The 21,963-nt window shown below is 70.4% G+C and carries 26 protein-coding genes and 1 pseudogene; 9 read left to right on the top strand and 18 right to left on the bottom strand.

The window, feature by feature from the left end; translation table 11 throughout:
- Positions 1-701: tRNA pseudouridine(38-40) synthase TruA (truA, locus tag Q0M60_RS10415; protein WP_296819013.1), on the top strand; the 701-nt coding region annotated here is incomplete at its 5' end.
- On the opposite strand, the gene dapE is transcribed toward truA, so the two are convergent.
- Positions 692-1,837 (bottom strand): succinyl-diaminopimelate desuccinylase, encoded by a 1,146-nt coding sequence (gene dapE, locus Q0M60_RS10410; RefSeq protein ID WP_296819011.1) that lies wholly within the window; start codon positions 1,835-1,837, stop codon positions 692-694. The genes truA and dapE overlap by 10 nt on opposite strands.
- Before the next feature lie 41 nt (positions 1,838-1,878).
- Between dapE and Q0M60_RS10405 the strand changes: the two genes are divergently transcribed.
- The 3 genes from Q0M60_RS10405 to Q0M60_RS10395 all read left to right on the top strand — a co-directional run bounded on the left by Q0M60_RS10405 (position 1,879) and on the right by Q0M60_RS10395 (position 5,189).
- Complete coding sequence (locus tag Q0M60_RS10405) at positions 1,879-2,358, top strand: cupin domain-containing protein (protein ID WP_296819009.1); 480 nt, start codon at positions 1,879-1,881, stop codon at positions 2,356-2,358.
- Positions 2,355-3,644 carry an MFS transporter gene (locus Q0M60_RS10400; RefSeq protein ID WP_296819007.1) on the top strand — a complete coding sequence of 430 codons (1,290 nt, stop codon included), beginning with the start codon at positions 2,355-2,357 and terminating at the stop codon, positions 3,642-3,644. The genes Q0M60_RS10405 and Q0M60_RS10400 overlap by 4 nt, the downstream gene beginning before the upstream one ends.
- Before the next feature lie 135 nt (positions 3,645-3,779).
- Entirely contained in the window at positions 3,780-5,189 is a 1,410-nt protein-coding gene (locus Q0M60_RS10395; RefSeq protein WP_296819005.1) for a mechanosensitive ion channel, read from the top strand.
- Positions 5,190-5,251: 62 nt separating this feature from the next.
- Here the strand turns inward: Q0M60_RS10395 and Q0M60_RS10390 are convergent, their stop codons facing one another.
- The 5 genes from Q0M60_RS10390 to argB form a co-directional block, all read right to left on the bottom strand.
- Complete coding sequence (locus Q0M60_RS10390) at positions 5,252-5,620, bottom strand: hypothetical protein (protein WP_296819003.1); 369 nt, start codon at positions 5,618-5,620, stop codon at positions 5,252-5,254.
- Between the two features lie 16 nt (positions 5,621-5,636).
- Positions 5,637-6,089 carry a DUF805 domain-containing protein gene (locus Q0M60_RS14455; RefSeq protein ID WP_366855819.1) on the bottom strand — a complete coding sequence of 151 codons (453 nt, stop codon included), beginning with the start codon at positions 6,087-6,089 and terminating at the stop codon, positions 5,637-5,639.
- Between the two features lie 46 nt (positions 6,090-6,135).
- A complete protein-coding gene (gene dapD, locus Q0M60_RS10385; RefSeq protein WP_296819000.1) occupies positions 6,136-6,987 on the bottom strand; it encodes a 2,3,4,5-tetrahydropyridine-2,6-dicarboxylate N-succinyltransferase in 852 nt (283 codons plus the stop codon).
- Positions 6,984-7,625: a pyrimidine 5'-nucleotidase gene (locus tag Q0M60_RS10380; protein WP_366855823.1), complete on the bottom strand. Its 642-nt coding sequence runs from the start codon at positions 7,623-7,625 to the stop codon at positions 6,984-6,986. The genes dapD and Q0M60_RS10380 overlap by 4 nt, the downstream gene beginning before the upstream one ends.
- Before the next feature lie 191 nt (positions 7,626-7,816).
- Positions 7,817-8,734, bottom strand: coding sequence for an acetylglutamate kinase (gene argB / locus Q0M60_RS10375; RefSeq protein WP_296819015.1), 918 nt, complete (start codon positions 8,732-8,734; stop codon positions 7,817-7,819).
- Between the two features lie 82 nt (positions 8,735-8,816).
- Here argB and Q0M60_RS10370 point away from each other — a divergent pair, with 82 nt between their 5' ends.
- Both Q0M60_RS10370 and Q0M60_RS10365 read left to right on the top strand, forming a co-directional pair.
- A complete protein-coding gene (locus Q0M60_RS10370; protein WP_296818998.1) occupies positions 8,817-9,002 on the top strand; it encodes a hypothetical protein in 186 nt (61 codons plus the stop codon).
- Positions 9,003-9,058: 56 nt separating this feature from the next.
- Positions 9,059-9,409: a hypothetical protein gene (locus tag Q0M60_RS10365; RefSeq protein WP_296818997.1), complete on the top strand. Its 351-nt coding sequence runs from the start codon at positions 9,059-9,061 to the stop codon at positions 9,407-9,409.
- Here Q0M60_RS10365 and yihA read toward each other — a convergent pair whose 3' ends face one another.
- The 7 genes and pseudogenes from yihA to Q0M60_RS10335 form a co-directional block, all read right to left on the bottom strand.
- A complete protein-coding gene (gene yihA / locus Q0M60_RS10360) occupies positions 9,410-10,048 on the bottom strand; it encodes a ribosome biogenesis GTP-binding protein YihA/YsxC (RefSeq protein ID WP_296818994.1) in 639 nt (212 codons plus the stop codon).
- On the bottom strand, positions 10,045-11,832 hold the full coding sequence (gene yidC / locus Q0M60_RS10355) for a membrane protein insertase YidC (RefSeq protein ID WP_296818992.1): 1,788 nt from the start codon (positions 11,830-11,832) through the stop codon (positions 10,045-10,047). Before yidC ends, yihA begins: the two co-directional genes overlap by 4 nt.
- 69 nt (positions 11,833-11,901) lie before the next feature.
- Positions 11,902-12,300 (bottom strand): ribonuclease P protein component, encoded by a 399-nt coding sequence (gene rnpA, locus Q0M60_RS10350; protein WP_296818990.1) that lies wholly within the window; start codon positions 12,298-12,300, stop codon positions 11,902-11,904.
- 22 nt (positions 12,301-12,322) lie between these two features.
- Positions 12,323-12,457 (bottom strand): 50S ribosomal protein L34, encoded by a 135-nt coding sequence (gene rpmH, locus Q0M60_RS10345; protein ID WP_296818987.1) that lies wholly within the window; start codon positions 12,455-12,457, stop codon positions 12,323-12,325.
- A 427-nt stretch (positions 12,458-12,884) separates the two neighbouring features.
- A complete protein-coding gene (gene serA, locus Q0M60_RS14450; protein ID WP_366855821.1) occupies positions 12,885-14,111 on the bottom strand; it encodes a phosphoglycerate dehydrogenase in 1,227 nt (408 codons plus the stop codon).
- Between the two features lie 138 nt (positions 14,112-14,249).
- Positions 14,250-14,777: pseudogene (locus tag Q0M60_RS14445) on the bottom strand (HAD-IB family phosphatase); the annotation flags it as partial.
- 42 nt (positions 14,778-14,819) lie between these two features.
- The gene (locus Q0M60_RS10335) at positions 14,820-16,106 is read right to left on the bottom strand and encodes an SDR family oxidoreductase (RefSeq protein ID WP_296818983.1); all 1,287 of its coding nucleotides are present in this window, start codon (positions 16,104-16,106) and stop codon (positions 14,820-14,822) included.
- 102 nt (positions 16,107-16,208) lie between these two features.
- On the opposite strand from Q0M60_RS10335, the gene Q0M60_RS10330 reads away from it, so the two are divergent.
- On the top strand, positions 16,209-17,123 hold the full coding sequence (locus tag Q0M60_RS10330; RefSeq protein ID WP_296818981.1) for an Hsp33 family molecular chaperone: 915 nt from the start codon (positions 16,209-16,211) through the stop codon (positions 17,121-17,123).
- Here Q0M60_RS10330 and Q0M60_RS10325 read toward each other — a convergent pair.
- Genes Q0M60_RS10325 through Q0M60_RS10305 form a run of 5 tightly spaced genes read right to left on the bottom strand, consistent with a single transcriptional unit; the run spans position 17,084 to position 20,852 of the window.
- The gene (locus tag Q0M60_RS10325; protein WP_296818979.1) at positions 17,084-17,869 is read right to left on the bottom strand and encodes an aminotransferase class IV; all 786 of its coding nucleotides are present in this window, start codon (positions 17,867-17,869) and stop codon (positions 17,084-17,086) included. The two genes, Q0M60_RS10330 and Q0M60_RS10325, sit on opposite strands and share 40 nt — an antisense overlap.
- Positions 17,866-19,122: an anthranilate synthase component I family protein gene (locus Q0M60_RS10320; protein WP_296818977.1), complete on the bottom strand. Its 1,257-nt coding sequence runs from the start codon at positions 19,120-19,122 to the stop codon at positions 17,866-17,868. Before Q0M60_RS10320 ends, Q0M60_RS10325 begins: the two co-directional genes overlap by 4 nt.
- Entirely contained in the window at positions 19,113-19,898 is a 786-nt protein-coding gene (locus Q0M60_RS10315) for a tyrosine-protein phosphatase (protein ID WP_296818975.1), read from the bottom strand. The genes Q0M60_RS10320 and Q0M60_RS10315 overlap by 10 nt, the downstream gene beginning before the upstream one ends.
- Before the next feature lie 16 nt (positions 19,899-19,914).
- On the bottom strand, positions 19,915-20,223 hold the full coding sequence (locus Q0M60_RS10310) for a transcriptional regulator (RefSeq protein WP_296818973.1): 309 nt from the start codon (positions 20,221-20,223) through the stop codon (positions 19,915-19,917).
- A 2-nt stretch (positions 20,224-20,225) separates the two neighbouring features.
- Positions 20,226-20,852: a hypothetical protein gene (locus Q0M60_RS10305; RefSeq protein ID WP_296818971.1), complete on the bottom strand. Its 627-nt coding sequence runs from the start codon at positions 20,850-20,852 to the stop codon at positions 20,226-20,228.
- Positions 20,853-20,951: 99 nt separating this feature from the next.
- On the opposite strand from Q0M60_RS10305, the gene Q0M60_RS10300 reads away from it, so the two are divergent.
- Both Q0M60_RS10300 and fliQ read left to right on the top strand, forming a co-directional pair.
- Positions 20,952-21,638, top strand: a complete 687-nt coding sequence (locus tag Q0M60_RS10300) for a hypothetical protein (RefSeq protein WP_296818968.1) — start codon at positions 20,952-20,954, stop codon at positions 21,636-21,638.
- Positions 21,639-21,698: 60 nt separating this feature from the next.
- Positions 21,699-21,962: a flagellar biosynthesis protein FliQ gene (fliQ, locus tag Q0M60_RS10295; RefSeq protein ID WP_296818966.1), complete on the top strand. Its 264-nt coding sequence runs from the start codon at positions 21,699-21,701 to the stop codon at positions 21,960-21,962.
- The last annotated feature ends 1 nt before the right edge of the window (position 21,963 follow it).

The raw sequence follows: 21,963 nt of genomic DNA, 5'->3' as shown, positions 1-21,963 counted from the left end.
CCTACAACGGCTACCAGGCCCAGGCCGGCCTGCCGTCCGTGCAGGAGGCTGTCGAGACCGCCGTCTTCGCCTTCTCCGGAGAGCGCGTCCGCCTCCAGGCGGCCGGCCGCACCGACACCGGCGTGCACGCCACCGGCCAGGTCGTCCACGTCGATCTCGAGAAGGACTGGCCCGAGCGGACCGTCGCCAACGCCCTGAACGCGCATCTGATCGAGGAGGCGGTCGTGGTGCTCGACGCCAGCCTCGCGCCCGAAGGCTGGCACGCCCGCTTCTCGGCGACGAAGCGGCGATACCTCTACCGCATTCTCAACCGCTGGGCTCCGCCGGCGCTGGAGCGCGGCCGCGTCTGGCGCGTGAAGGAGCCGCTCGACGCCGAAGCCATGCACGACGCCGCTCAGGTGCTGGTCGGCCATCACGACTTCACCACCTTCCGCGACCTGGCCTGCCAGTCGAAGTCGCCGATGAAGACGCTCGACGAGGCCCGCGTGTGGCGCGAGGGCGAGGAGGTCCTGCTGGCCTTCGTGTCCCGCTCCTTCCTGCACCGCCAGGTCCGCTCCATGACCGGGACGCTCGCCGAGGTCGGGGTCGGCCGCTGGTCGAAGGCCGACGTCCAGGCCGCCCTGGAGGCAAAGGATCGCCGCGCCTGCGGGCCGGTCGCGCCGGCCCACGGGCTCTACCTAGTCGGCGTCGACTACGACTGAGCGAAGAAGCCGCGGATCACCCGCGCATAGACCCGGGTGATGGCGTGAAGGTCCGCCTCCGACACCCGCTCGTCGATCTGGTGCATGGTCTGGCCGACGAGGCCCAGTTCGAGCACCGGGCACAGCGCCCGGATGAAGCGCGCGTCGGAGGTGCCGCCCGTGGTCGAGGCTTCGGGCCGCACGCCGAGTTCGGCTTGCACCGCGTCCTGCACCGCGCGGGTGAAAGGTCCTTCCTGGGTCAGGAAGGCGTCGCCGGAGTGCAGGAACTCGACAGTCACCTTCTGCCCAGAGGCGGCCTCGACGACGCGGGCCTCTTCCTCGATCCAGGCCATCAGGCTCGCGCCCGTGTGCGCCGGGTTGAAGCGGATGTTGAACCGGCCCGTGGCCTGGCCGGGGATCACGTTCGTGGCCGGATTGCCGACATCCAGGGTAGTGATCTCGAGGTTCGAGGGCTGGAAGGCCTCGTAGCCGTCGTCGAGCCTCCGGTCGTTCAGCCGTTTCATGAGATCCAGCAGCACCGGGATCGGATTGGCCCCCCGTTCCGGATAGGCCACGTGACCCTGCTTGCCGGTCACGGTGATCCAGACGTTCAGCGAGCCGCGCCGGCCAATCTTGATGGTGTCGCCGAGCACCTGCAGCGAGGACGGCTCGCCCACCACGCAGGCGTCGATCCGCTCCCCCTCGGCCAGCAGCTGCTCGACCACCAGCTTGGTGCCGTGGGTGGCGCGGCCTTCCTCGTCGCCGGTGATCAGGAAGCTGAGCGAACCCTTGGGCTCGCCGTTGGCCAGCACCTGGGAGACGGCCGCGATCCAGGCGGCGATGCCGCCCTTCATGTCGACCGCCCCGCGTCCGACGATGACGCCTTCGCTCACCTCGGCGGCGAAGGGGTCGGAAGACCAGGCCTCGGTCGGGCCGGTCGGGACAACGTCGGTGTGGCCGGCGAAACAGAGGTTCGGCGAAGCGGTCCCGCGCCGGGCGTAGAGGTTCTCGATCCCCTCGAAGGTCATCCGTCGGCACGCGAAGCCGAGCGCCTCCAACTCGGCCTGGACCAGGTCCATCGCCCCTTCGTCGGCGGGCGTCACGGACGGCTTGCGGATGAGCGCGCGGGTCAGCAGAACAGGATCGACAACGGCCATGCTTCGGCTCTTAAGCCGAGCCGCGGAGCGAGAGAAGGCTCATGCCCAAGATCGACATCGAAGCCGCGCCGAGCCGTGACGGCACGGCCTATCCGGAACCCTTCGATCAGCCATGCCGGGCCCGGCGGCGAAGGAAGCTGGGCGACGCCGCGGGCCTGACCCAGTGCGGCGTCAACCGGCTGGAGCTGGACCCGGGCGTCTGGACCTCCCAGCGTCACTGGCATGCGGCCGAGGACGAGTTCGTCTGGGTGGTCGAGGGCGAGGTGGTCCTGATCGACGATGGCGGTGAGACCGTGCTGCGGGCCGGCGATTGCGCAGGCTTCCCGGCGGGTCAGGCGAACGGCCATCACATCGTGAACCGAAGCCACCCGACGGCCGTTCTGCTCGAGGTCGGGACACGCCGCCCCGCCGAGGACCGCGTTGAGTATCCGGACATCGACATGACCTACACCGGCGGCGAGACCTTCTACCGGCGCCGCGACGGCACGCTCTATCCCGGCAGCACCGGCCGCAAGACGTGACCGACGCGCCCGAGGCCTCGCGGCCGGTCACACCGGAGACGGCCGAGGCCGTCCACCTCAGTCCGGACCCGTTCCGCAATCGGGACTTCCGCCTGCTGTGGTTCGGGCGGATGATCGCTGTCCTGGCCATTCAGATCCAGTCCTCGGCCCTGCTGTGGCAAGTCTATGAGATCGCGCGGCGCGATCATCCGGTGGAGCAGGCGAGCCTCTATCTGGGGCTCGTGGGCCTGGTGCAGTTCCTGCCGCTGCTCGCCCTGACCCTCCCGGCCGGAGACCTGGCTGACCGGACGGACCGCAAGCGCACCGTGCTGGCCTGCATCGCCGTCGAGGCCCTGTGCGCCGTGGCCTTCCTTAGCCTGGCGATCCACGGCGCGCCGGCGCTGTGGATGCTGCTGTCGGTCGCGGCGCTGTTCGGGGCGGCCCGCGCCTTCCTGGCCCCCGCCAGCCAGGCCATGCTGCCGCGCATAGTGGGGCGCGAGGCCCTGCCGCGCGCCATCGCGGCCCAGTCCCTGGCCTTCCAGCTTGGCGCGATCGCGGGGCCCGCCGTCGGGGGCCTGCTGCTCGGCATCTCCATCCCCTTCGCCTATGGAACCTCGGTGGTCATGTTTCTCGTCGGGGTGACCTGCATCGCCCTGATCCGCACCGACACCCGGCCCCGGCCGCGCGAGGCGGACGAGAACCGCTTCCACGCCATGCTGGAGGGCCTGAGGTACGTCTGGCGGACCAAGATCGTCATCGGGGCCATTTCGCTCGATCTGGTCGTGGTGCTGCTGGCGGGCGTGGCCCTGCTGGCGCCGGTGTTCGCGCGCGACATCCTGCACGCTGGGCCGGAGGGCTTCGGGCTGCTGCGAGCCTCCTTTGGGGTGGGGGCGCTGGTCATGGCGCTCTATCTGAGCCGCTGGCCTATCCGGCAGAGGGGCGGCCTGTGGATGTTCGCCGCCGTGGCCGTATTCGGCGCGGCGACCCTGCTGTTCGGCCTGTCGCGGACCGTCTGGCTCAGCGCCCTGCTGCTGCTCATCGGCGGGGCGGCGGACATGATCAGCGTGAACATCCGCCAGACCCTGATCCAGTTGGCCACACCGGACGAGATGCGCGGCCGGGTCAGTTCGGTCTCCATGCTGTTCATCGGGGCGTCCAACGAGCTGGGCGAGTTCTACTCGGGCGTCATGGCCCGGCTGCTCGGGCCGGTCGGGGCGGCGGTCTACGGCGGGATCGGCGCGCTGGCGGCCACGGGCCTGTGGGCCTGGATGTTCCCGAGTTTGCGCAAGGCGGATCGGCTGAGCTGAGCCTGAGGTTCTCGCGGTCCGGTCCACGATCAGGCCGCCGGCTGCGCCGCCATTCTCGCGGAACAAGCGCGGCCGTTCGGCGGTTAGGCCCCCGACTGCGCCGGCCTTCGCCGGCTCTCGCCTGGAGACCGCTACATGAACGAACCAACCCGCTACGAATTCATCGGCTGGGAGCCGCTGCTGGAAGTCTGGGCGCCGAGGGTGCTCGGCGCGATCCTGATTCTCGTGGCCGCCTGGTTCATCGGCAAGGCGGTCAAGCACGTGCTGGCCAAGGGCCTGAACAAGCTCCCCGGCGCAGACAAGGCCAATGAGGGCGCCGAGCCGCGTCACACCCTGGGCGCCCGCCTGGGCGAGGTCGGCTTTTGGCTTATCCTGCTGTTCGGCGTCGTCGCGGCGCTGGGCGTGCTGAACCTGCGCGGCGCGGTCGAGCCGCTGAACACCCTGCTGACCAATATCGCGGCCTTCATTCCGAGCATCCTCGGGGCGGCGCTGATCTTCTTCATCGGCTTCGTCGTGGCGACGCTGGCCAAGCGGCTGACGGTCGCCGCGCTGGACGCCGCAGGGCTGGATAACTGGGTCGAGAGGGCGGGCGTCACGCGCTCCACGGGGTCCACGGGCCTGACCAATGCGCTGGGCACGCTGGTTTTCGCGGTGGTCATCCTGTTCGCCTCGATCGCGGCGCTGCAGACCCTGAACATCACCGCCATCAGCGAGCCGGCGACGGCGGTGCTGACGACGGTGCTCGACGCCCTGCCGCGGGTTCTGGTCGCGGCGCTGCTGCTGGCGCTCGGTGTCTTCATCGCCCGCTGGGTGGCCTCGGTCATCGAGCGGGTGCTGCCGGCGACGGGCTTTGACCGCAGCATCTCGGCGGTTACCGGCCTGACCTCCATGGGCAAGCCGCCGGCCGACGGCGCCAGCGCGGCCTCGACGGGGCCTGGCCCCTATCCGGGCGCCGTGTCCTCGGCCTACGCCGCCAAGATGACCGGCGAGGGCGCGGCGCACACGCCGATGACGCCGTCCAAGCTGGTCGGCTGGGTCGTGGGCGTGGCCATCGTCCTGTTCTTCGCCATGGAGGCCCTGCGGCTGGTCGAGTTCGGCGCGGCCGCGGCCATCGTCCAATCGGTGCTGGAGCTGGCCGGTCGGGTGCTGGTCGGCGGGATCATCATCACCGCCGGCGTCCTGATCGCCGACGTGCTGGCCAATCTGATCAACCGAACGACCGGCGGGGCGGACCGCTTCGCCTCGACATTGGTGCGGTGGGCGACCATCGCGCTGGCCACGGCCATGGGCCTCAGCTTCATGGGCATCGCCGACGAGATCGTGGTGCTAGCCTTCGGCCTGATCCTCGGCGCCGCCGCCGTGGCCGCGGCGCTGGCCTTTGGGCTGGGCGGCCGGGAGTGGGCCGGCCGCATGCTGGATCAGTGGACCGGCAAGGCCCAGAAGATGCGTGGTGCGGCCAGCACCGACCGCGCTCCGCGCGGCAAGACCTCCATCGATCCGGAGCCCCGCCCCTTCAACGCGGAGCCGCCGCAGGACCGGGTCTAGCCTTCCAGGTCATCCGACCTCGACGCCGCCCGCCGGGATACCGGCGGGCGGTTTCGTTTCGTTCAGCGGCGGCGCGCCCGCAGCCAGCCGCCGAGCAGCACCATGCCGGTCTGGACCAGCAGGACGAAGCCGACGATAGCCGGCAGGTCCCAGCTGCCGTCCCAGGCCGCGAGCATCCAGCCGCAGAAGCCGAGACCCAGCACGAGCAGATTGACCGCACCGACCCAATCGGCCGCGTGCATGTCCCTGGCCGCCGCTCCGGCCACGATCCCCAGCACCGGCCCGGCAAGGCACAGCCCCATGGCCAGGGCGCGGGCCCGCCCGAGCTCGCCGGGGTCGTTGAACAGCGTCAGTCCCCAGGCCGCCGCGACGCTGGCGGCGGCGAGGAGCAGGCCGAGAGTCACGGCGCTGCTGAGAGGGCTCTGACGCACGTTCGGCTCCTTCAGATCAGGGGGCAGGCGGTGGCCCGAACTCGTTCTCGCCGACGTCGCCGAGTCGAGCTGAACCGCTAGGCCGTGCAGGGTACCGGAGAACAGCGGAGGCGCCGACGAACCCTAGCGTCCAGACCATGACCACCCAGAAGGCCCATGGCGGCGCGTCCGGATACACGATCAGTAGGGCAAGCGGTCCAAGCAACATCACAAACCAGAGCAGTCCCTTAAGGGCCTCCTGATGCATGTGGCGGCCAACGTCGTGGAGGCGGCGGGTCATGCCCGATGCCAGCAGAAGGACCGCGATCGGAATCACAGCGAGCGGAAGCAGCGACGCCGGGCGAGGCGCATCTGCCATGACCAACAGGATTGCGCCGAAGAGGCCAAGAGCTCCGAGAGCGAGCGCGAGGACCTGCCGCCGTCGCCATGCCGCGCGGCTTAGTCGCCCTTGAAAGCTGAAGAGGTGCATCAAGCCAGCCATCGTCGCCAGCTTAGCCTTCCCCTTTGGGGATCACCTAGTCCCGCAGCAGCTCGTTCACACCCGTCTTGGCCCGGGTCTGGGCGTCCACGCGCTTGACGATGACGGCGCAGTAGAGGCTCGGGCGGCCGTTGGGGTCGGGAAGGGCGCCGGGGACGACGACGGAATAGGCGGGGACCTCGCCGCGGAAGACCTCGCCGGTCGCGCGGTCGACGATCTTGGTCGAGGCGGACAGATAGACCCCCATGGCCAGCACCGCGCCTTCGCGGACGATGACGCCTTCGGCGACCTCGGCGCGGGCGCCGATGAAGCAGCCGTCCTCGATGATGGTCGGATTGGCCTGGAGCGGCTCGAGCACGCCCCCGATGCCGGCGCCGCCGGACAGGTGCACGTTCTTGCCGATCTGGGCGCAGGAGCCGACGGTGGCCCAGGTGTCGACCATGGTCCCTTCGTCGATGTAGGCGCCGATGTTCACGAAGGACGGCATCAGCACCACGTTGCGGCCGACGAAGGCGCCGCGGCGCACGATGGCGCCCGGCACAGCGCGGAAGCCCGCGTCCTCGAAGCGGCGCGCGTTCCAGCGGTCGAACTTGTTCGGGACCTTGTCGAACCACGGGCCGACCGAGGAGTGATTGTGGGTGTCGTCGGTCCCGCCCATCACCGCGTTCGGGTTCAGGCGGAAGGACAGCAGCACCGCCTTCTTGAGCCACTGATGGGTCGTCCAGGTCCCGTCGGCCTCGCGCTCGGCGACGCGGAAGCGGCCGTCGTCGAGCAGCTCAAGCGCGGTCTCCACGGCCTTGCGCGGGGCGCCGCGCGTCTCGGGCGAGAGATCGGCGCGCGCCTCCCAGGCGGCCTCCACATCGGCCTTGATCGCGGCGAGGTCGGTCATGCGGGCTCCGTCAGCGGCAGGGATTGCAGAAAGGGCGTCAGCCTCGGCGTGCGATGATGCACGAAGGGCGCGGTGGAGGCGAACGCGTGCGGGCCGACCAGCACGGTGGTCATGCCCAAGTCGGCGCCGGTCTTCAGGTTGCGCTCGGCGTCGTCGAAGAAGACGGTCCTGACCGGCTCGAAGGCGAAGACCTCCACGACCCTGGCGAAGGTCTCGGGCGCGGGCTTGGGGATCAGTCCGGCGGACTCGATGTGGAAGATCGCCTCGAACCGGTCGGCGATCCCCAGGCGGTCCAGCACGCGTTCGGCGTGGCCCGACGAGCCGTTGGTGAAGACCAGCTTGCGCCCCGGCAGGCGGTCGAGGATGCGGCCCAGCTCATCGTCCGGGGCGATGGCGTCCAGCGGCACGTCGTGGACCTCGTCGAGGAACTCCTGGACCGAGATGTTGTGCTCGGCCAGCAGGCCCGGCAGGGCCGCGCCATGGCGCTCGAACCAGCCGCGCTGGACCGCGCGCGCCTCGTCGCGCGGCAGGCCGGTGACGCGCATGACGAAGCCGGTGATCCGCTGGCGGATCAGATGCATCAGCTCCGTCTCGGCCGGATAGAGGGTGTCGTCGAGGTCGAAGAGCCAGGTGTCTATTTCCGGCGACCCCTCTCCCAGAGGGAGAGGGCGGCTCCACGCCGAGGAGCGCTGAAGGCGCGACGCGTCTTGCGTGGAGGGTGAGGGGTTTGGGCCTTGCCGGATAGGACTTACGCCCTCATCCCCCGCGCGGGCCTCCGGGCTGTCGCCCTCCGGTGCGCGGGTCCCCCTTCTCCCCTCGGGAGAAGGATTCATCGGGCGCACACGAGCGTTCCGGCGCCGTGCTCGGTGAACAGTTCGACCAGCATGGCGTGGGGCCGGCGGCCGTCCAGGATGACCACGGCCTCGACCCCGGATTCGATGGCGGCCATGCAGGTTTGCAGCTTGGGGATCATGCCGCCGGAGGCGACGCCCTCCTCGATCAGCCGACGTGCGTCCGCGATGGTCATCTGGCGGATCAGCTGGCCGTCGGCGCCGCGAACGCCCTCGACGTCGGTCAGCAGCAGCATACGCTTGGCCTTGAGCGCGCCGGCGAGCGCGCCGGCCACGGTGTCGGCGTTGACGTTGTAGGTCTGGCCGTCTTCGGCCACGCCGATCGGGGCGATGACTGGGACCCAGTCGGCGTCGGATTCCAGCATGCGCAGGATAAGCTTGGGATCGACGTTGGTAGGCTCGCCGACGAAGCCGAGGTCGACCTCGTGCTCGATCATGCTGTCGGGGTCGCGGCGGGTGCGGCGGGTCTTCTCGACGGTCAGCAGGCCGGCGTCCTTGCCGGACAGTCCGACGCCGCGCACGTCGGCGCCCTTGCCGGCCATGGTGATCAGGTGGGCGATCTCCTTGTTGACCGCGCCGGACAGGACCATCTCGGCGACCTGCATGGTGTCGGCGTCGGTGACGCGCAGGCCGTCGACGAAGCTGGACTTCACTCCGGCCTTTTCCAGCATGGCGCTGATCTGCGGACCGCCGCCGTGGACGACCACGGGGTTCACGCCCATCAGCTTGAGCAGGACCACGTCGGCGGCGAACTGCTTCGCCACCGCCGTCTCGCCCATGGCGTGGCCGCCGTATTTGATGACCACCGTCTGGCGGTCATAGATCTGGATGTAGGGCAGGGCCTCGGCCAGGGTCTTGGCGGTCCCCCAGGCGCGGTCTTCGGATTGGCGTTCGATCTCGTCCATCGGCGCGCGTTTAGGCGAGGGGAGGGGTCCTGTCACGCGGCAACCCGCCTCGGCGCCGGACGTTCCCGCATGCATGAAGGAACACGAGATCGACGACCGGGAGCTGGGCCCGACCGACCCGGCCGATCCGACCACCATCCAGGGCGTCGATCCGACCCAGTGCGCCGAGTGCCAGGGCGTCGGCAGCCTGCCGACCGGCGAAACCTGTCCGGTCTGCGAAGGCACGGGCAGGGCGAGCTATCGGACGGGTGGGGGCTAGGGCTCGCCAGCCCTGCGCTCGGGCGATAGGTTCGGGCGGTCACACGGAGGGCTCAGATGTTCATCTTGGCTTTCGCCGCGGTCGTCGCCGTACAGGACGCACCGCAGCCGGATCCCCAGACCTGGTACTGGCAGGCGGGAGGCTGCGCCGCCTCGGCCGCAATCGAAAGCGAGCACGCCGGGACCGCGCTGAGCGAAGCGGAACGCAGCGCCCTGACCGCCGAGATGATCGGCGGCGGCATGGTGATGGCCCAGATGGGTCCGGACATCGGCCGCACGCCTGAACAGATCGACTCGCAGGACGGCGAGGCGATGATGTCCTTCTTCGACATGATGCGGGAGCATCGGCGCGAGGCCTTTGACGCCCACCGCGCCTACTGCCGGGCGCTGCTGGCGCGCCGGCCCTGATCAGGCCTGGCAGGCCGCCAGGATCTCGGCGCGCAGTTCGGCCATGCCGAGGCCCGTCTCGGCGGAGGTGACCTGCACGCGCGGGAAGGCGGCGGGGCGTTTGGAGACGCCCTTCAGCGTCTTCTCGGCCATGGCGGCGGCCTCGGACGGCTTCATCTTGTCGGCCTTGGTCAGGACGATCTGGTAGGAGACCGCGGCCAGGTCCAGCGCGTCGAGCGCCTCGGCGTCGACGGATTTCAGGCCGTGGCGGGCGTCGATCAGCAGATAGACGCGCTTCAGGTTCACCCGGCCGCGCAGATAGTCGCGTCCCAGGTTCTGGAACTTCTTCGTCACCTGCTTGCCGGCCTTGGCGAAGCCGTACCCTGGCAGGTCCACCAGCCGGAACTGGCCGTCGGCCACGAAGAAGTTGACCTCCCGCGTGCGGCCCGGCTCGGACGAGGAGCGGGCCAGCTGCTTGCGGCCCGCGAGCGCATTGATCAGGCTGGACTTCCCGACGTTGGACCGCCCGGCGAAGGCCACCTCGGGCAGGTCCGGCGGCGGCAGCTGCTCGATCTTGGCCGCGCCCATCATGAACTCGACGGGCCGGGCGAAGGCGACGCGGGCCGCCTCCAGCTGCTCGTCGGTGAAGACGTCGGTCACGCCGGCTTCTTCTTGATGTAGCGGTCGATGAAGGTGTCGATCGGGTTCTCGGCCTTGTAGCGGTGCATGATCACGTACTGCTGGATGATGGTCAGCACGTTGGACCAGGCCCAGTAGAGGATCAGTCCGGCGGCGAACGGGGCCATGATGAAGGTGAACACGAACGGCAGGAAGGCGAAGATCTGACGCTGGGTCGGATCGGGCGCCGGCGGGTTCATCGCCTGCTGCAGCCACATGGTCAGGCCGTAGACGATGGGCAGCACGCCCAGATGCAGGGCGCCGTCCAGCAGGCCGCCGATGAGCGGCGCCGAGGCGGGGTTCCAGGGGATCAGGCCGAACGCCGTCCAGATGCTGGTCGGGTCGCGCGCGGACAGGTCCTGGATCCACAGGGCGAAGGGCGCGTGCCGCATCTCGATGGTGACGAACAGCACCTTATACAGCGCGTAGAAAATCGGCATCTGGATCAGCAGCGGCAGACAGCCGGCCAGGGGATTGATCTTCTCCCGCTGATAGAGCGCCATGATCTCCTGCTGCTGCTTGGCGGCGTCGTTGGCGTGCTTGGCCTTGATCTCCTCCATCTTGGGCTGGAGGTTCCGCATGCGGGACATCGAGGCATAGGCCTTGTTGGCCAGCGGGAAGAGCACGAGCTTGACCACGATGGTCAGCAGCAGGATGGCCACCCCGAAGTTGCCGACCAAACCGTAGAACCATTCCAGCACCATGAAGATGGGCTTGGTCAGGAACCAGAACATGCCCCAGTCGATGGCGTCGTTCAGACGCGGGGCGCCCAGCCGTTCGCCATAGGCCTCCAGCACCTCGTTGCGCTTGGCGCCGGCGAAGAGGTGGGCGGTTTCGGTGGCCGAGCGGCCCGGCTCGATGGTCCAGGGGCGGGACTGGAAGACGGTCTCGAAGACGCGCACGCCGCCCCGCTCAGCAGTGCGGAACTGGGCCTGGATCCGCTCGTCCTGCTCGGGCACGAAGGCGGTCAGCCAGTACTTGTCGGTGATCCCGACCCAGCCGCCGCGCGAGGTGAAGGACTCCGGCTCCGCCTCGTCTTCCCAGTCACGGTACTTGGCCTGGTGAAGCTGTCCGTCGAAGACGCCGATGGCGCCCTCGTGGATGATCATCTGGCGGCCCAGGTCATTGGGGATGCCGCGCCGCTGGACGGAGCCGAAGGGCGCGAGCGTCACCGCCTGGCCGGACCGGTTGTCGACGCGGTCGGTGATGGTGAAGAGGTACTGATCGTCCACCGCGATGGTGCGGGTGAAGGTCAGACCCGCGCCGTTGTCGTGCGTCATGACGATGGGCGAGCCCGGGGCCAGCCGCTCACCCGAGCGCAGCACCCACCGGGTGTCCGGCCCCGGCAGGTTGGCGATGTTGTCGCCGCGCCAGCCCGTATAGGCGAAATAGGCGTGCTCGACGCCCTCGGGGCGCAGCAGCTCGACGTTGGTGTCGCTGTGCAGCGTCTGGGCGTAGTCGTTCAGATAGAGGTGGTCGATGCGGCCGCCGGTCAGGCTGACGCTGCCCGGCAGGGCCGGGGTCTCGATCGGCACGCGCGGCGAGCGGGCCAGGGCCTCGCGCTCGCTGACGATCTGGGGCGTCGGGCCGCTGTCGGACGTCGTGCCCGGCTCGGCCGCCACCGTCTGGGTCTGTTCGGCCGCGGCGCGCGCGGCGGCCTGGCGGCGCTCGGCGGCCGGCTGGAGGACGAGGAGCTGGTAGCCGATCAGGATGGCCACGGCGCAGACGATGAAGATGATCGTGTTGCGCGTATTGTCGTGCTGCATGGGTCGCTTTCGCGTCGGACCGTTGAGCGCCCCCGGGATCACCGTCCGGCGCGTCGCCCTGGACGGGCGTCAGGTGAGGGGCTGCTTGTCGGCGGCGAGCCTTATCAGCGCGGTTTTCACATCGTCAAGCAAACGGGGCCATGGGCGCTCTGTGAGGCTCTGGCGCGCGATCAGCACATAGTCATGGCCGGGCAGGGCGTGGGTGGGCAACAGCAGGCGCGCGGCCTCGCGCAGGCGGCGCTTGGCGCGGTTGCGGACCACCGCCCCGCCGATCTTCTTCGTGGCCGTGAAGCCGACGCCGATGGCCGGGTCGCCGTCCTGGCGGTCGCGCATCTGCAGCAGCACCGAACCCGAGGGCCGCGCCTGGGCCTTCTGGCAGGCCAGGAACTGGGGACGGGTCTTCAGCCGACGCAAAACGACGCGCCCGGGGCCGGGCGCGTCGCTGGAATTCGTTGCGATGTCGTCCATCGGCCTTCGCGGCCGAACGGCCTTAGGCCGTCAGGCGCTTGCGGCCCTTGGCGCGGCGGCGGGCGACGATCTTCTGGCCGTTCTTGGTGGCCATGCGCGCGCGGAAACCGTGGCGACGGGCGCGCACGAGCTTGGACGGTTGGAAAGTCCGCTTCACGGGAAGGCTCCGAAGGCAATAAGCTGACGAGCGTCCGGACCGGAGTCCGTCGCAGGAGGCGGCGCGTATAGGCCGGGAGGGGCGTGGGTGTCAACCGGTGGAGGCGCCTGCCAGGCTATAGTCGGTCTAATGCCACCGCCACAGCGCACAGGGCGAAAGACGCCAGCCAAAGGGTCAGACCCACTCGTATTGGCTTCCTACCTAGACCCACTCCCCGTAGCCGGGCGAGAAGGGCCTGCCGCCAGGCCAGGAGCCCTTTAGGCTGGTCAGCCGCGCTCACGATGTGCACCGCAGCCAGAATCAACAGCAGTCCGGCGGCCTGCGCAAAAATCGCCAACATGAAGATCGACACGATGAGAGCTGGCGAACTCTCCATGCTGCCTGCTCCGCTGCGACTTGTGGGGGCGGTCTCGACGCCGCCTCGCCGCTAATACAGCACTCTGAACCGCAGTGCGCCGTCCACCGCCTTCAGGCCCTCCAGCGCCGCCGGGTCATAGTCGCCCTCCACATCCACGATGACGTAGCCGGTGCGGTCGTCGGTCTTGAGGTGCTGGGCGAGGATGTTGAGGCCGCCTTCGGCAAGCGCCCGGTTGATGGCGGCGAGCACGCCGGGCTGGTTGCGGTGGATGTGCAGCAGCCGGTGGGCGCCGGTGACTTCGGACAGGCGGACGTTGGGCAGGTTGACGCTGAAGGTCGTGTCGCCGCGGTTGAGGAAGCCGAGCAGCCGCTCTGAGGCGAAGTCGGCGATGGCCTCCTGCGCCTCCTCGGTCGAGCCGCCGATGTGCGGGGTCAGGATGACGTTGGGCAGGCCCTGAAGCGGTGTCGTGAAGCCGTCGGAGTTGGCCGCCGGCTCCTCCGGGAAGACGTCCACCGCCGCGCCGCCGAGCCGGCCTGAGCGCATCGCCTCTGCCAAGGCCTCGATGTCCACGACGTGGCCGCGCGACAGGTTGATGAACAGGGCGCCGGGCTTCATCCGGGCGAACTGGGGCGCGCCGATGAGGTTCGCATTCTCACGCCGGCCGTCGACGTGGACGGTGAGGACGTCGGCCTCGGCCAGGACCTCGTCCAGGCTGCGCACGCGCCGCGCGTTGCCGAGCGCCAGCTTCTCGTCGAGGTCGTGGAAGACGACCTTCATGCCCATGGCTTCGGCCAGGACCGAGAGCTGCGAGCCGATGGCGCCGTAGCCGACGACGCCGAGCGTCTGGCCGCGCAGCTCGTGGGCCCCGTCGGCGGTCTTCTCCCAGCGGCCGGCGTGGAGCGCCGCGGACTTGTCGGCGACCCGGCGGGTCAGGGCCACGGTCAGGCCGATGACCAGCTCCACCACCGAGCGCGTGTTGGAATAGGGGGCGTTGAAGACGGCCACTCCCTTCTCGGCGGCGGCGGCCAGGTCGATCTGGTTGGTGCCGATGCAGAAGGCGCCGACGGCCAGCAGCCTGTCCGCGGCGGCCAGAACGCGGGCGGTCACCTCGCTCTTTGAGCGAACGCCGAGCACGTGCACGCCCTGGATGCGCTCGATGAGGCGGTCCTCGGTCAGCGCGCCCTTCAGCGTCTCGACGGCGTAGCCCTCGGCCCTGAAGCGTTCGACGGCGCGCGGGTGGACGTTCTCAAGCAGCAGCACCTTCATCCGCCCGCGCGGATAGGAGAAGCGGGCCACGAAGCCTTCGGCGTGCAGGATCTCGTCCAGCGTCGAGGCGACGGCATCGGCGCGCTCCACCACGCGGTCGCGCGTCACGACCTCGGTGTAGGCCCAGAAGCGGTCGGCCAGGCCCGCCTCGCGGACGCGCCAGTCGCCCCAGCCGTCCCCGACCATGACCACCGGCCCGTCGAGCGCCAGCGCCCGCACCGCCTCGATCTTGCCGTCCTCGAAGGCCAGCGGATTTGAGCCGTCGGCGCCGACGACCCGGCCCGCGCCGTCATAGGCCAGGTCGTTGCAGTGGACGTGAGCGGGGTCGAGCCCCATGGCCTCGGCCACTGGCGCGATGATCTCGCGAAAGCCGGCCGACAGGATGTGGACCCGATCCGCGTGGCGGCGCAGGGCATCGAGGTTGCGGCGGACCGACGGGGTCAGGGCCGCGACCGCTTTGGCGGCCACGGCCTCCACATGGCCGCGGTCGGCCTCGACCAGGGCTAGTCGCTGCGTCAGGGCCTCGTTGAAGTCGAGGCGGCCCTCCATCGCCTCATCGGTCAGGCGCGCGATCTCGGCCCGGCGCGTATCCGCGTCCGGGCGGCCCTCGAGCGCGACCTCGGCCAGGGCCTCGAGGGTCTCGAAGCCGACCAGGGTGGAATCGAAGTCGAGCAGCAGGATGGGGAGGCGCCGCATCCGGCCAAGCTGGACCGCCGTTCGTCCGGCGGCAAGCCGGTATCAGCGGAAGCGGTCGCGCTCGTTCAGCGCCAGCGCCACGGCGCCCGCGACGGCCGCCAGCGCGGCCAGGGTCCCGACACCCTCGGCGGCGTGGTCCTTGGCGTAGCGACCGGCCCGGTCAAGCGCGGGCCGCGCCCGATCCGCCAGGTGCAGGTCGCAGAAACGACCGCCCAGGTCCAGGTCGCGCACGCGATCGCCGAGCCCCTCGGCCCAGCCCTCGGCGCGCTCGCGCCAGGCCTTGAGGCCCGTCGCCGGCTGGGCCTCGCGGCCGATCAGGCGCTGGGCCGCGACGACGCCGGCGGCGATCAGGAACACGCCGAACAGGCCGCCCACGGTCATGCGCGGATGCATCCGCGCCTGGGCCAGCAGACTCGAGCGGCGCACGAAGGGGTAGGCGGTCTCTTCCATCAATCCGTCCTCAGTCGGGTCCCACAGGGCGTCCTCGACCGGCCGCGCGCGTGCGCCGCGATCGAGGTGCATGAGGGGAGCGAGCAGGGCGAAAATCGGTTCCGCCACGCCGGGCAGAAGATGATGGAAGGCGGCCATGGCGCGCCCGCCGCCGCCGACAGTGATCTCGCGCACCGGCTTCTGGGCGCAGTGCAGGATGACGTCGGCCACCACGTGCGCCGCATAGACCGGCCCCGGATTGCGCATCGGCGCGCCGGTCAGGTTCAGGGCGTGATCCTTGTATGGGGTGTCGATGGCCGCCGGCTTGACCAGGGTCATCGAGATCGGCGCGCCCTCCCGCATCAGCTCCATGCGGAACGCGTTGATGAAGCCGCGCACCGCGTGCTTGGACGCCGAATAGACGCCCTGGATCGGAATCGGCGCGTCGCCGAGCACCGAGCCGACGGTGATGATCGAGCCGCCGCCGGGACGGTCGCGAAGGCGTTCTGCGGCCAGCAGCGTCCCGTTCACGACGCCCCAGTAGTTGGTCTCGAACAGGCGGCGGTGGTCCTCGGGCCGGGTGTCGCGGATGGGGCCGTAGATCGAAACCCCGGCGTTGTTCACCCAAGTGTCGAAGCCGCCGAACAGCCGCTCGCACTTGTCGGCGGCGGCGCGCAGGCCTTCGGCGTCGGCCACGTCGCAGACCGCATAGGCCGAACGGGCGCCGCGCGACTGGAGCTCTTCGCAGAGCGCCCGCAGGTCCTTCTCGCCGCGCGCGATGAGGAACAGCCGGGCCCCGCGCTCGGCGGCGCGCCGGGCGGTCGACAGTCCGATGCCCGAGGTCGCGCCGGTGATGACGATGGTCTGGCGCGCGAGCGGCTTGAGGGCGGGACGGCTCATGAGCTTGGCGGTTTCCAGCGAATGCGAACGAACGGGCGGGCGCGGAACCGGGTTCCGGCCTGTCCCCTTACCAGATGGACCCGCGGACCCTATCTGGCGCCGATGACCTTTTCGAGCACCCCGCCGTCGGACGACCTGACGGCCCAGTTCATCCTCCCCGGCCGGCCGGTGGTCGGGCGCCTGGTGCGCCTCGGCCCCCTGGCGAACGAGATCCTGAACCGTCACGACTACCCGGAACCGGTCGCCAACCTGCTGGGCGAATCGCTGGCGCTGGCGGCGCTGGTGGGGGCCTCGCTGAAGTTCGAGGGGCGGCTGATCCTGCAGGCGCAGGGGGACGGGCCGGTGGCCTATGTGGTCGTCGACTACGACACCAACGGCGCGGTGCGCGGCTACTGCAAGTTCGACGCGGAGCGGGTGACGGCCGCCAGCCAAGGCTTCGTGCGCCCGGGCGCCGAGACCCTGCTGGGCAAGGGCGCGTTCGTCATGACCATCGACCGGGGCCCCGACCTCGGCCGCAGCCAGGGCCTGACGCCGATCGAGGGCGAGACCCTGGCCCAGTGCGCCGAGCGCTATTTCGAACAGTCCGAGCAGTTGCCGACGCGGGTGCGGCTGGCCGTGGGCCAGGTGACCACCGCCGAGGGCACGGTCTGGCGGGCCGGGGGGATCATGGCCCAGATGGTCGCGGCCGACGACACGCGCGGCTCGACCGAGGAGGCCTGGGACAACGCCCGCGCCCTGATCTCGACCGTGGCCGACGACGAGCTGGTCGACCCGACGCTGGCGCCCGAGGCGTTGCTGTTTCGCCTGTTCCACGAGGAGGGCGTGCGCCTGCTGCCAGGCAAGCCGCTGCGCGCCGAATGCCGCTGCTCGCGCGAGCGGGTCGAGGTGATGCTGCAGGCCTTCGACGCCTCGGACATCTCCGAGATGGTCGAGCCGGACGGCCTGATCCACGTGACCTGCGAATACTGTTCGCGGACCTATATGCTGACGCCCGAGGCGGCCTCCGCCAGCGCCTGAGCCAGCGGGCTGACCGCCGGATGGGGCGGAACCGTCCGGCCATCCAGGCTGGCGACGGGCCGCACGCCTATCAGGCTGTTGGTCAGGAACAGGCCGGTGGCGCTCTCCAGCGCGGAGGATTCCAGGTGGCCCTCGCGCACGGCCAGGCCTGACTGGATCGCCAGGGCGATGATCCGGCCGCGCACCACGCCGTCGAGCATGCCGCAGTCCAGGGCCGGCGTGGTCAGGATGTCGTCCTCGAACCAGAACAGGTTGGCCGCCGTCGCGCACGCGACCTGGCCGCGGGTGTTCAGCATGACCGCTTCGTCCGCGCCGGCGTCCCGAGCCTCGCGGCGAGCCAGGACATTGTCGAGATAGGCCAGGCTCTTCAGGCGCGACGCGGGCGAGCCGTCGTTGCGGCGGAGGCTGGAGGAGATCAGCGCGGCCGGGCTCATCGGCGGCTCATAGGCCGTGGCGGAGACCAGCAGGCGGCCCTCCGGCGCATGGGGTCGGTCCAGCCCCCGCCCGCCGCTGCCCGCCGTCCAGGTCAGGCGCAGGGCGCCGACGGGGGCGAAGACGGACTGCAGCGCGTCGCGCGAGCGGGCCAGCGCCTCGCTCTCATCCGGGACGGGCAGTCCCAGCGTCGCGCAGCCGCGCTTCAGCCGATCCCAGTGGGCGTCCCAGTCGAGGATCAGCCCGCCTTCGGCCCGCAGGGTCTCGAACAGGCCGTCGCCCAGTAACAGACCGCGGTCGTCCTCGGGGATCATGGAGCCTCCGTCAGCGCCCGGCGCAGGCCGGCGATCTTGGCCTCGGTCTCCAGCCGCTCGGCCAGGGGTTCGCTGTCAGCAGTTATGCCCGCGCCGGCAAGGGTGCGGAAGCGCCAGCCGCCCGCGTCCTCGACGAAGGCCGCCGTGCGGATCAGCACCGAGGAGTCCATCGACCCGTCCGGATCGACCCGGAACAGCGAGCCGCACCAGGGTCCGCGCGGGCCCTCGAGCGCCGATATGACCCGCATGGCCTGGGTCTTGGGCGCCCCGGTGATCGAACCCGGCGGGAAGGTCGCGGCCAGCAGGTCGGCGGCGTCGGCGCCCTCGCGCAGATCGCCCTCGACGGTCGAGACCAGGTGCCAGACGTTCGGGAAGGCTTCGACGGCGAACAGGTCGGTGACCTCGACGGACCCGGGTTCGCAGACCCGGGCCAGGTCGTTGCGCATCAGGTCGACGATCATCAGGTTCTCGGCGCGGTCCTTGGCGCTGGATGACAGTTCGGCGGCCAAGCCGGCGTCCTCGTCCGGTGTGGCTCCGCGCGGACGGGGGCCCTTGATCGGCCGGGTGCGGACGCGGCGGCCCTGCAACTCGAGGAAGCGCTCGGGCGAATGCGAGACCAGCGCCCGATCCGGCAGCCGCCAGAAGGCGGCCAGCGGCGCCGGGCTGGTCGCCGCCAGCCGCTCGAAGGCGCCCCAGGGCGTCGCGCCGACCGCCAGTTCGCCTCGCCAGGCCTGGGCGATATTGGCCTGGAACAGCTCGCCCTCGCCGATGCGGCGGACCACGTCGGCCACGGCGGCCTCAAAGGCCTCGGGTCGAGCCTCCGGCTCGAAGGTGGCAGCAGGCGAGGCGGGGGCGTCAGCGGTCGCGGCCAGCCAGGCCAGGGCCGCCTCTGGGTCTCCGCCGCGGCCCGACACCGTGCCCGCCGCATGGTCGAGCTCCAGCCAGGCGGGATAGTGCCCCAGGATCAGGTCGGGCCAGTCGGGATCGCGCGGCAGAGCCACCGGCTCGACCCGCGCGCCGAGCTCGTAGGCGGCGAGCCCCAGGACCATGCCCGTGGACGAGGCCAGGAAGTCGCGGATCGTGGTCTGGGCGTCGGAGATGTCGTCGGCGGCCAGCGTCAGGGTCCGATCCGGCCGGCGCAGCAGGAAGGAGCGCGTCGCGCCTTCGGAGCCGTCGGACGCCAGCAGCGCGGCCCACGGCTCGTCGCCGAAGGGGCGCATGGCCGTCACCGGATCGATCGGCGTCAGGCGCACAGCCTTTCCGCCACTCGCGCGCGTGTCGCGGCGTCCAGGCCCAGGGCCTGTTCGAAATAGGCGTCCAGCGAGCCCGACACGCGGTCGATCTCGGCGAAGGCTTCTTCCAGATAGACGGCCTCAACCCCGAGGAAGGCCACGACGGCGTCGTGGGAGGGGCGCCGGCCGGTGAACTTCTCCAGCCGCTCGGCGATGTCCGGCGCCCGGTCGGCCAGCCGCACGGCGGTGTTGGTCAGCAGATAGTCCTCGACCATGTCGTCGGGATGCACGCCCACCATCCGGTGGGTGAGGGCCGCCAGGATGCCGGTCCGGTCCTTGCCCGCCGCGCAGTGGATCAGCACCGGTCCGTCGCCGTCGGCCAGCGCGCGGAAATAGCGGCCGAACAGATCCAGATGCGGCGTCTCATAGGGAATGCGGCGGTAGGCCTCCAGCATGAAGCGCCGGCCGCTGTCGAGCGTCAGGTCGGTCGACTTGAGGAACTGGATGTGCGGCGCCTCGGTCAGGTCGTCCTCATGGGGCGGGGCCTCGACCACCACGCCTGAAAAGGCCGCATGCCGCCGCGACGGCTGGCGCTCGCGTTCGACCGCGCGACGCAGGTCGATGACGGTGGCGACGCCGAAGCCGTGCAGCCGCTCCAGGTCCTCGTCGGTGGCCTCGGCCCAGTGGCCGGAACGGAACAGCCGCCCGCGATGCAGGCGGCGGGCGGCGGCGGTCGAATAGTCGCCGTAGTCGCGGACGTTCTCGACCTTGGAAAAGGGATGGATGCGCGGTCTCACCCGCGCATCCTTAGCCTTATTGGGAGGCGTCCTCCACCAGCGCCGTCATGGCCTGGAGGTAGCGGCCGAAGGCGGCCCGACCTTCCTTGGTGATCTTCGCCTGGGTGAGCGGCTTGCGGCCCACGAAGCTCTTGATCACCTCGACGTAGCCGGCCTCCTCGAGCTTTCGCAGATGAACCGACAGGTTGCCGTCGGTGACCTGCAGCCGGGCCTTGAGCGTCCCGAAGTCGGCGCTGTCGGCCCCGGACAGGAAGGCCATGATCCCGAGCCGGACCCGGCCGTGGATGACCTCGTCGATGGACTCGATGTCGAAACCGTCGCCCATGCTCACACCACGTCCGAGGGTTCCTGACGCATCAGGATGACGCCGGGCACGATGGTCAGCAGGACCAGGGCGGCCGCATAGGCCAGGTACTGGCTCGGATCGCCGGTCAGAAGCGCCAGCACGGGCGCCGCGACCCAGCCACCGATGGCGGCCACCCACAGCCACTTCTGCCGCGACATGGCCGCCGACACGGCCCAGCCGGCGCCGTAGAGCGCGGTGATCAGAGACGGGAAGAACAGCAGCGGAACCTCCGTCCCCGCGCGCCAGGCGAGGATGGCCATCGACAGGCCGAGGACGAAGCAGCACAGGCCCACGCCCATCCAGGCGGTTGAGGAGGCGCGGTTGGCCGGCGAGAAGGCGCCGGGGCGCGAGCCCAGCCGCGACTTGAGGACGAACAGCGCCGCCAGGAAGATGACCACGGCCCCGATCCAGAGGTAGCCATACGCTTCGGGGCCGACCGCCAGGACCTGGGTGTCGATCATCCAGTGCACGATGGAGGCGGGCGCGAAGATCAGCCCGGCGGCCACGAGGATGGCGCCGCCCAGCAGCGGTCCGCGCGAGCCCTCGTCGGCCAGCGCCTTCATGTAGGTGATGTCGTCCCTGAGGGACTTGATCTGGTCGTCGGTCACGGTGGTGTCTCCCGGTGGATGGCCTCGATGTAGCAAAAGCACTTTACGATGTAAAGTAGATTTGCGCGGGCGGCTCGCTAGGGTGTGCGAATGCTCCAGATGAACCACGTCGCCTACGCCCGGATGGACCTCTGCAATCCGGTCAGCGCCTCGGCGCTGGAGGCCATGCTCGACCGCACCGATCTCGGGTCCGGCGACCGGGCGGCCGAGCTGGGCTGCGGCAACGGGGCCGCCGCCGGCCTGCTGGCGGCGCGGGGGCTGGCAGTGGAGGCCTTCGAGCGCGATCCGGTGCTGGCCGCGATCGCGCGAGACCGCTCGCAAGGCGTGACGGTGCGCGAGGGTGAGGCCGACGTGCTGGCGGCCGAAGGGGCGCCGTGGCGCCTGCTCGCCGCGCTCGGCTCGACGGGGCTGGGGAATTTCACTCGGCTGGCGGCTTGGCTGGAACCGGGCGGGTGGCTGCTCTGGGGCGACCTGTTCTGGAAAGGCGAACCCGATCCGGCGCTGAACGCCGTCATGGGACGTCCCGACTACGCCACCGACGCCGGCTGGCGGGCGCGGGGGCAGGCGGCGGGGCTGGAGCTTGTGGCCGCGCGCATCAGCCCGGACGAGGATTGGGCCGCCTACACCGGCGCCCTCGAGGCGGCGGTGGCCGGCTGGGCGGCGGAGACCCCGCACCACCCCGACCGGGAGCGTGTCCAGCAACGGGCCGCCCTGTTGCTGGACTACTGGCGCTCGGCCGGCCGGCCGGCCCTGGGGTTCGGCCTCTACCTGTTCAGGAGGCCCTGATCCCAACCCTTCGTTAACCACGCGCCCGGCAAAATCCGCCGGGTTCGTCGGGAGTGAAGCGTGAACGGGGTCGAGGTTCTGGACGTTGGGCGTGACGCCCTGTGGCTGACCATCCAGCTGTCGGCGCCGGTGCTCATCGTCGGCCTGGTGGTCGGCGTGGTCATCGGCCTGATGCAGGCCCTGACCCAGGTTCAGGAAGCCACCCTGATCTATGCGCCCAAGATCCTGGCGATCTTCGTGGCCCTGCTCGTCTTCCTGCCGCTGATGGGCGCGCTGCTCGGCGGCTTCTTCCAGCAGATCGCAGGCCGCATCGCGGGCATGTGAG

The sequence above is a fragment of the Brevundimonas sp. genome (assembly GCF_024711105.1).
Classification (GTDB): domain Bacteria; phylum Pseudomonadota; class Alphaproteobacteria; order Caulobacterales; family Caulobacteraceae; genus Brevundimonas.
This window is presented reverse-complemented; position numbering and strand designations above follow the sequence as displayed.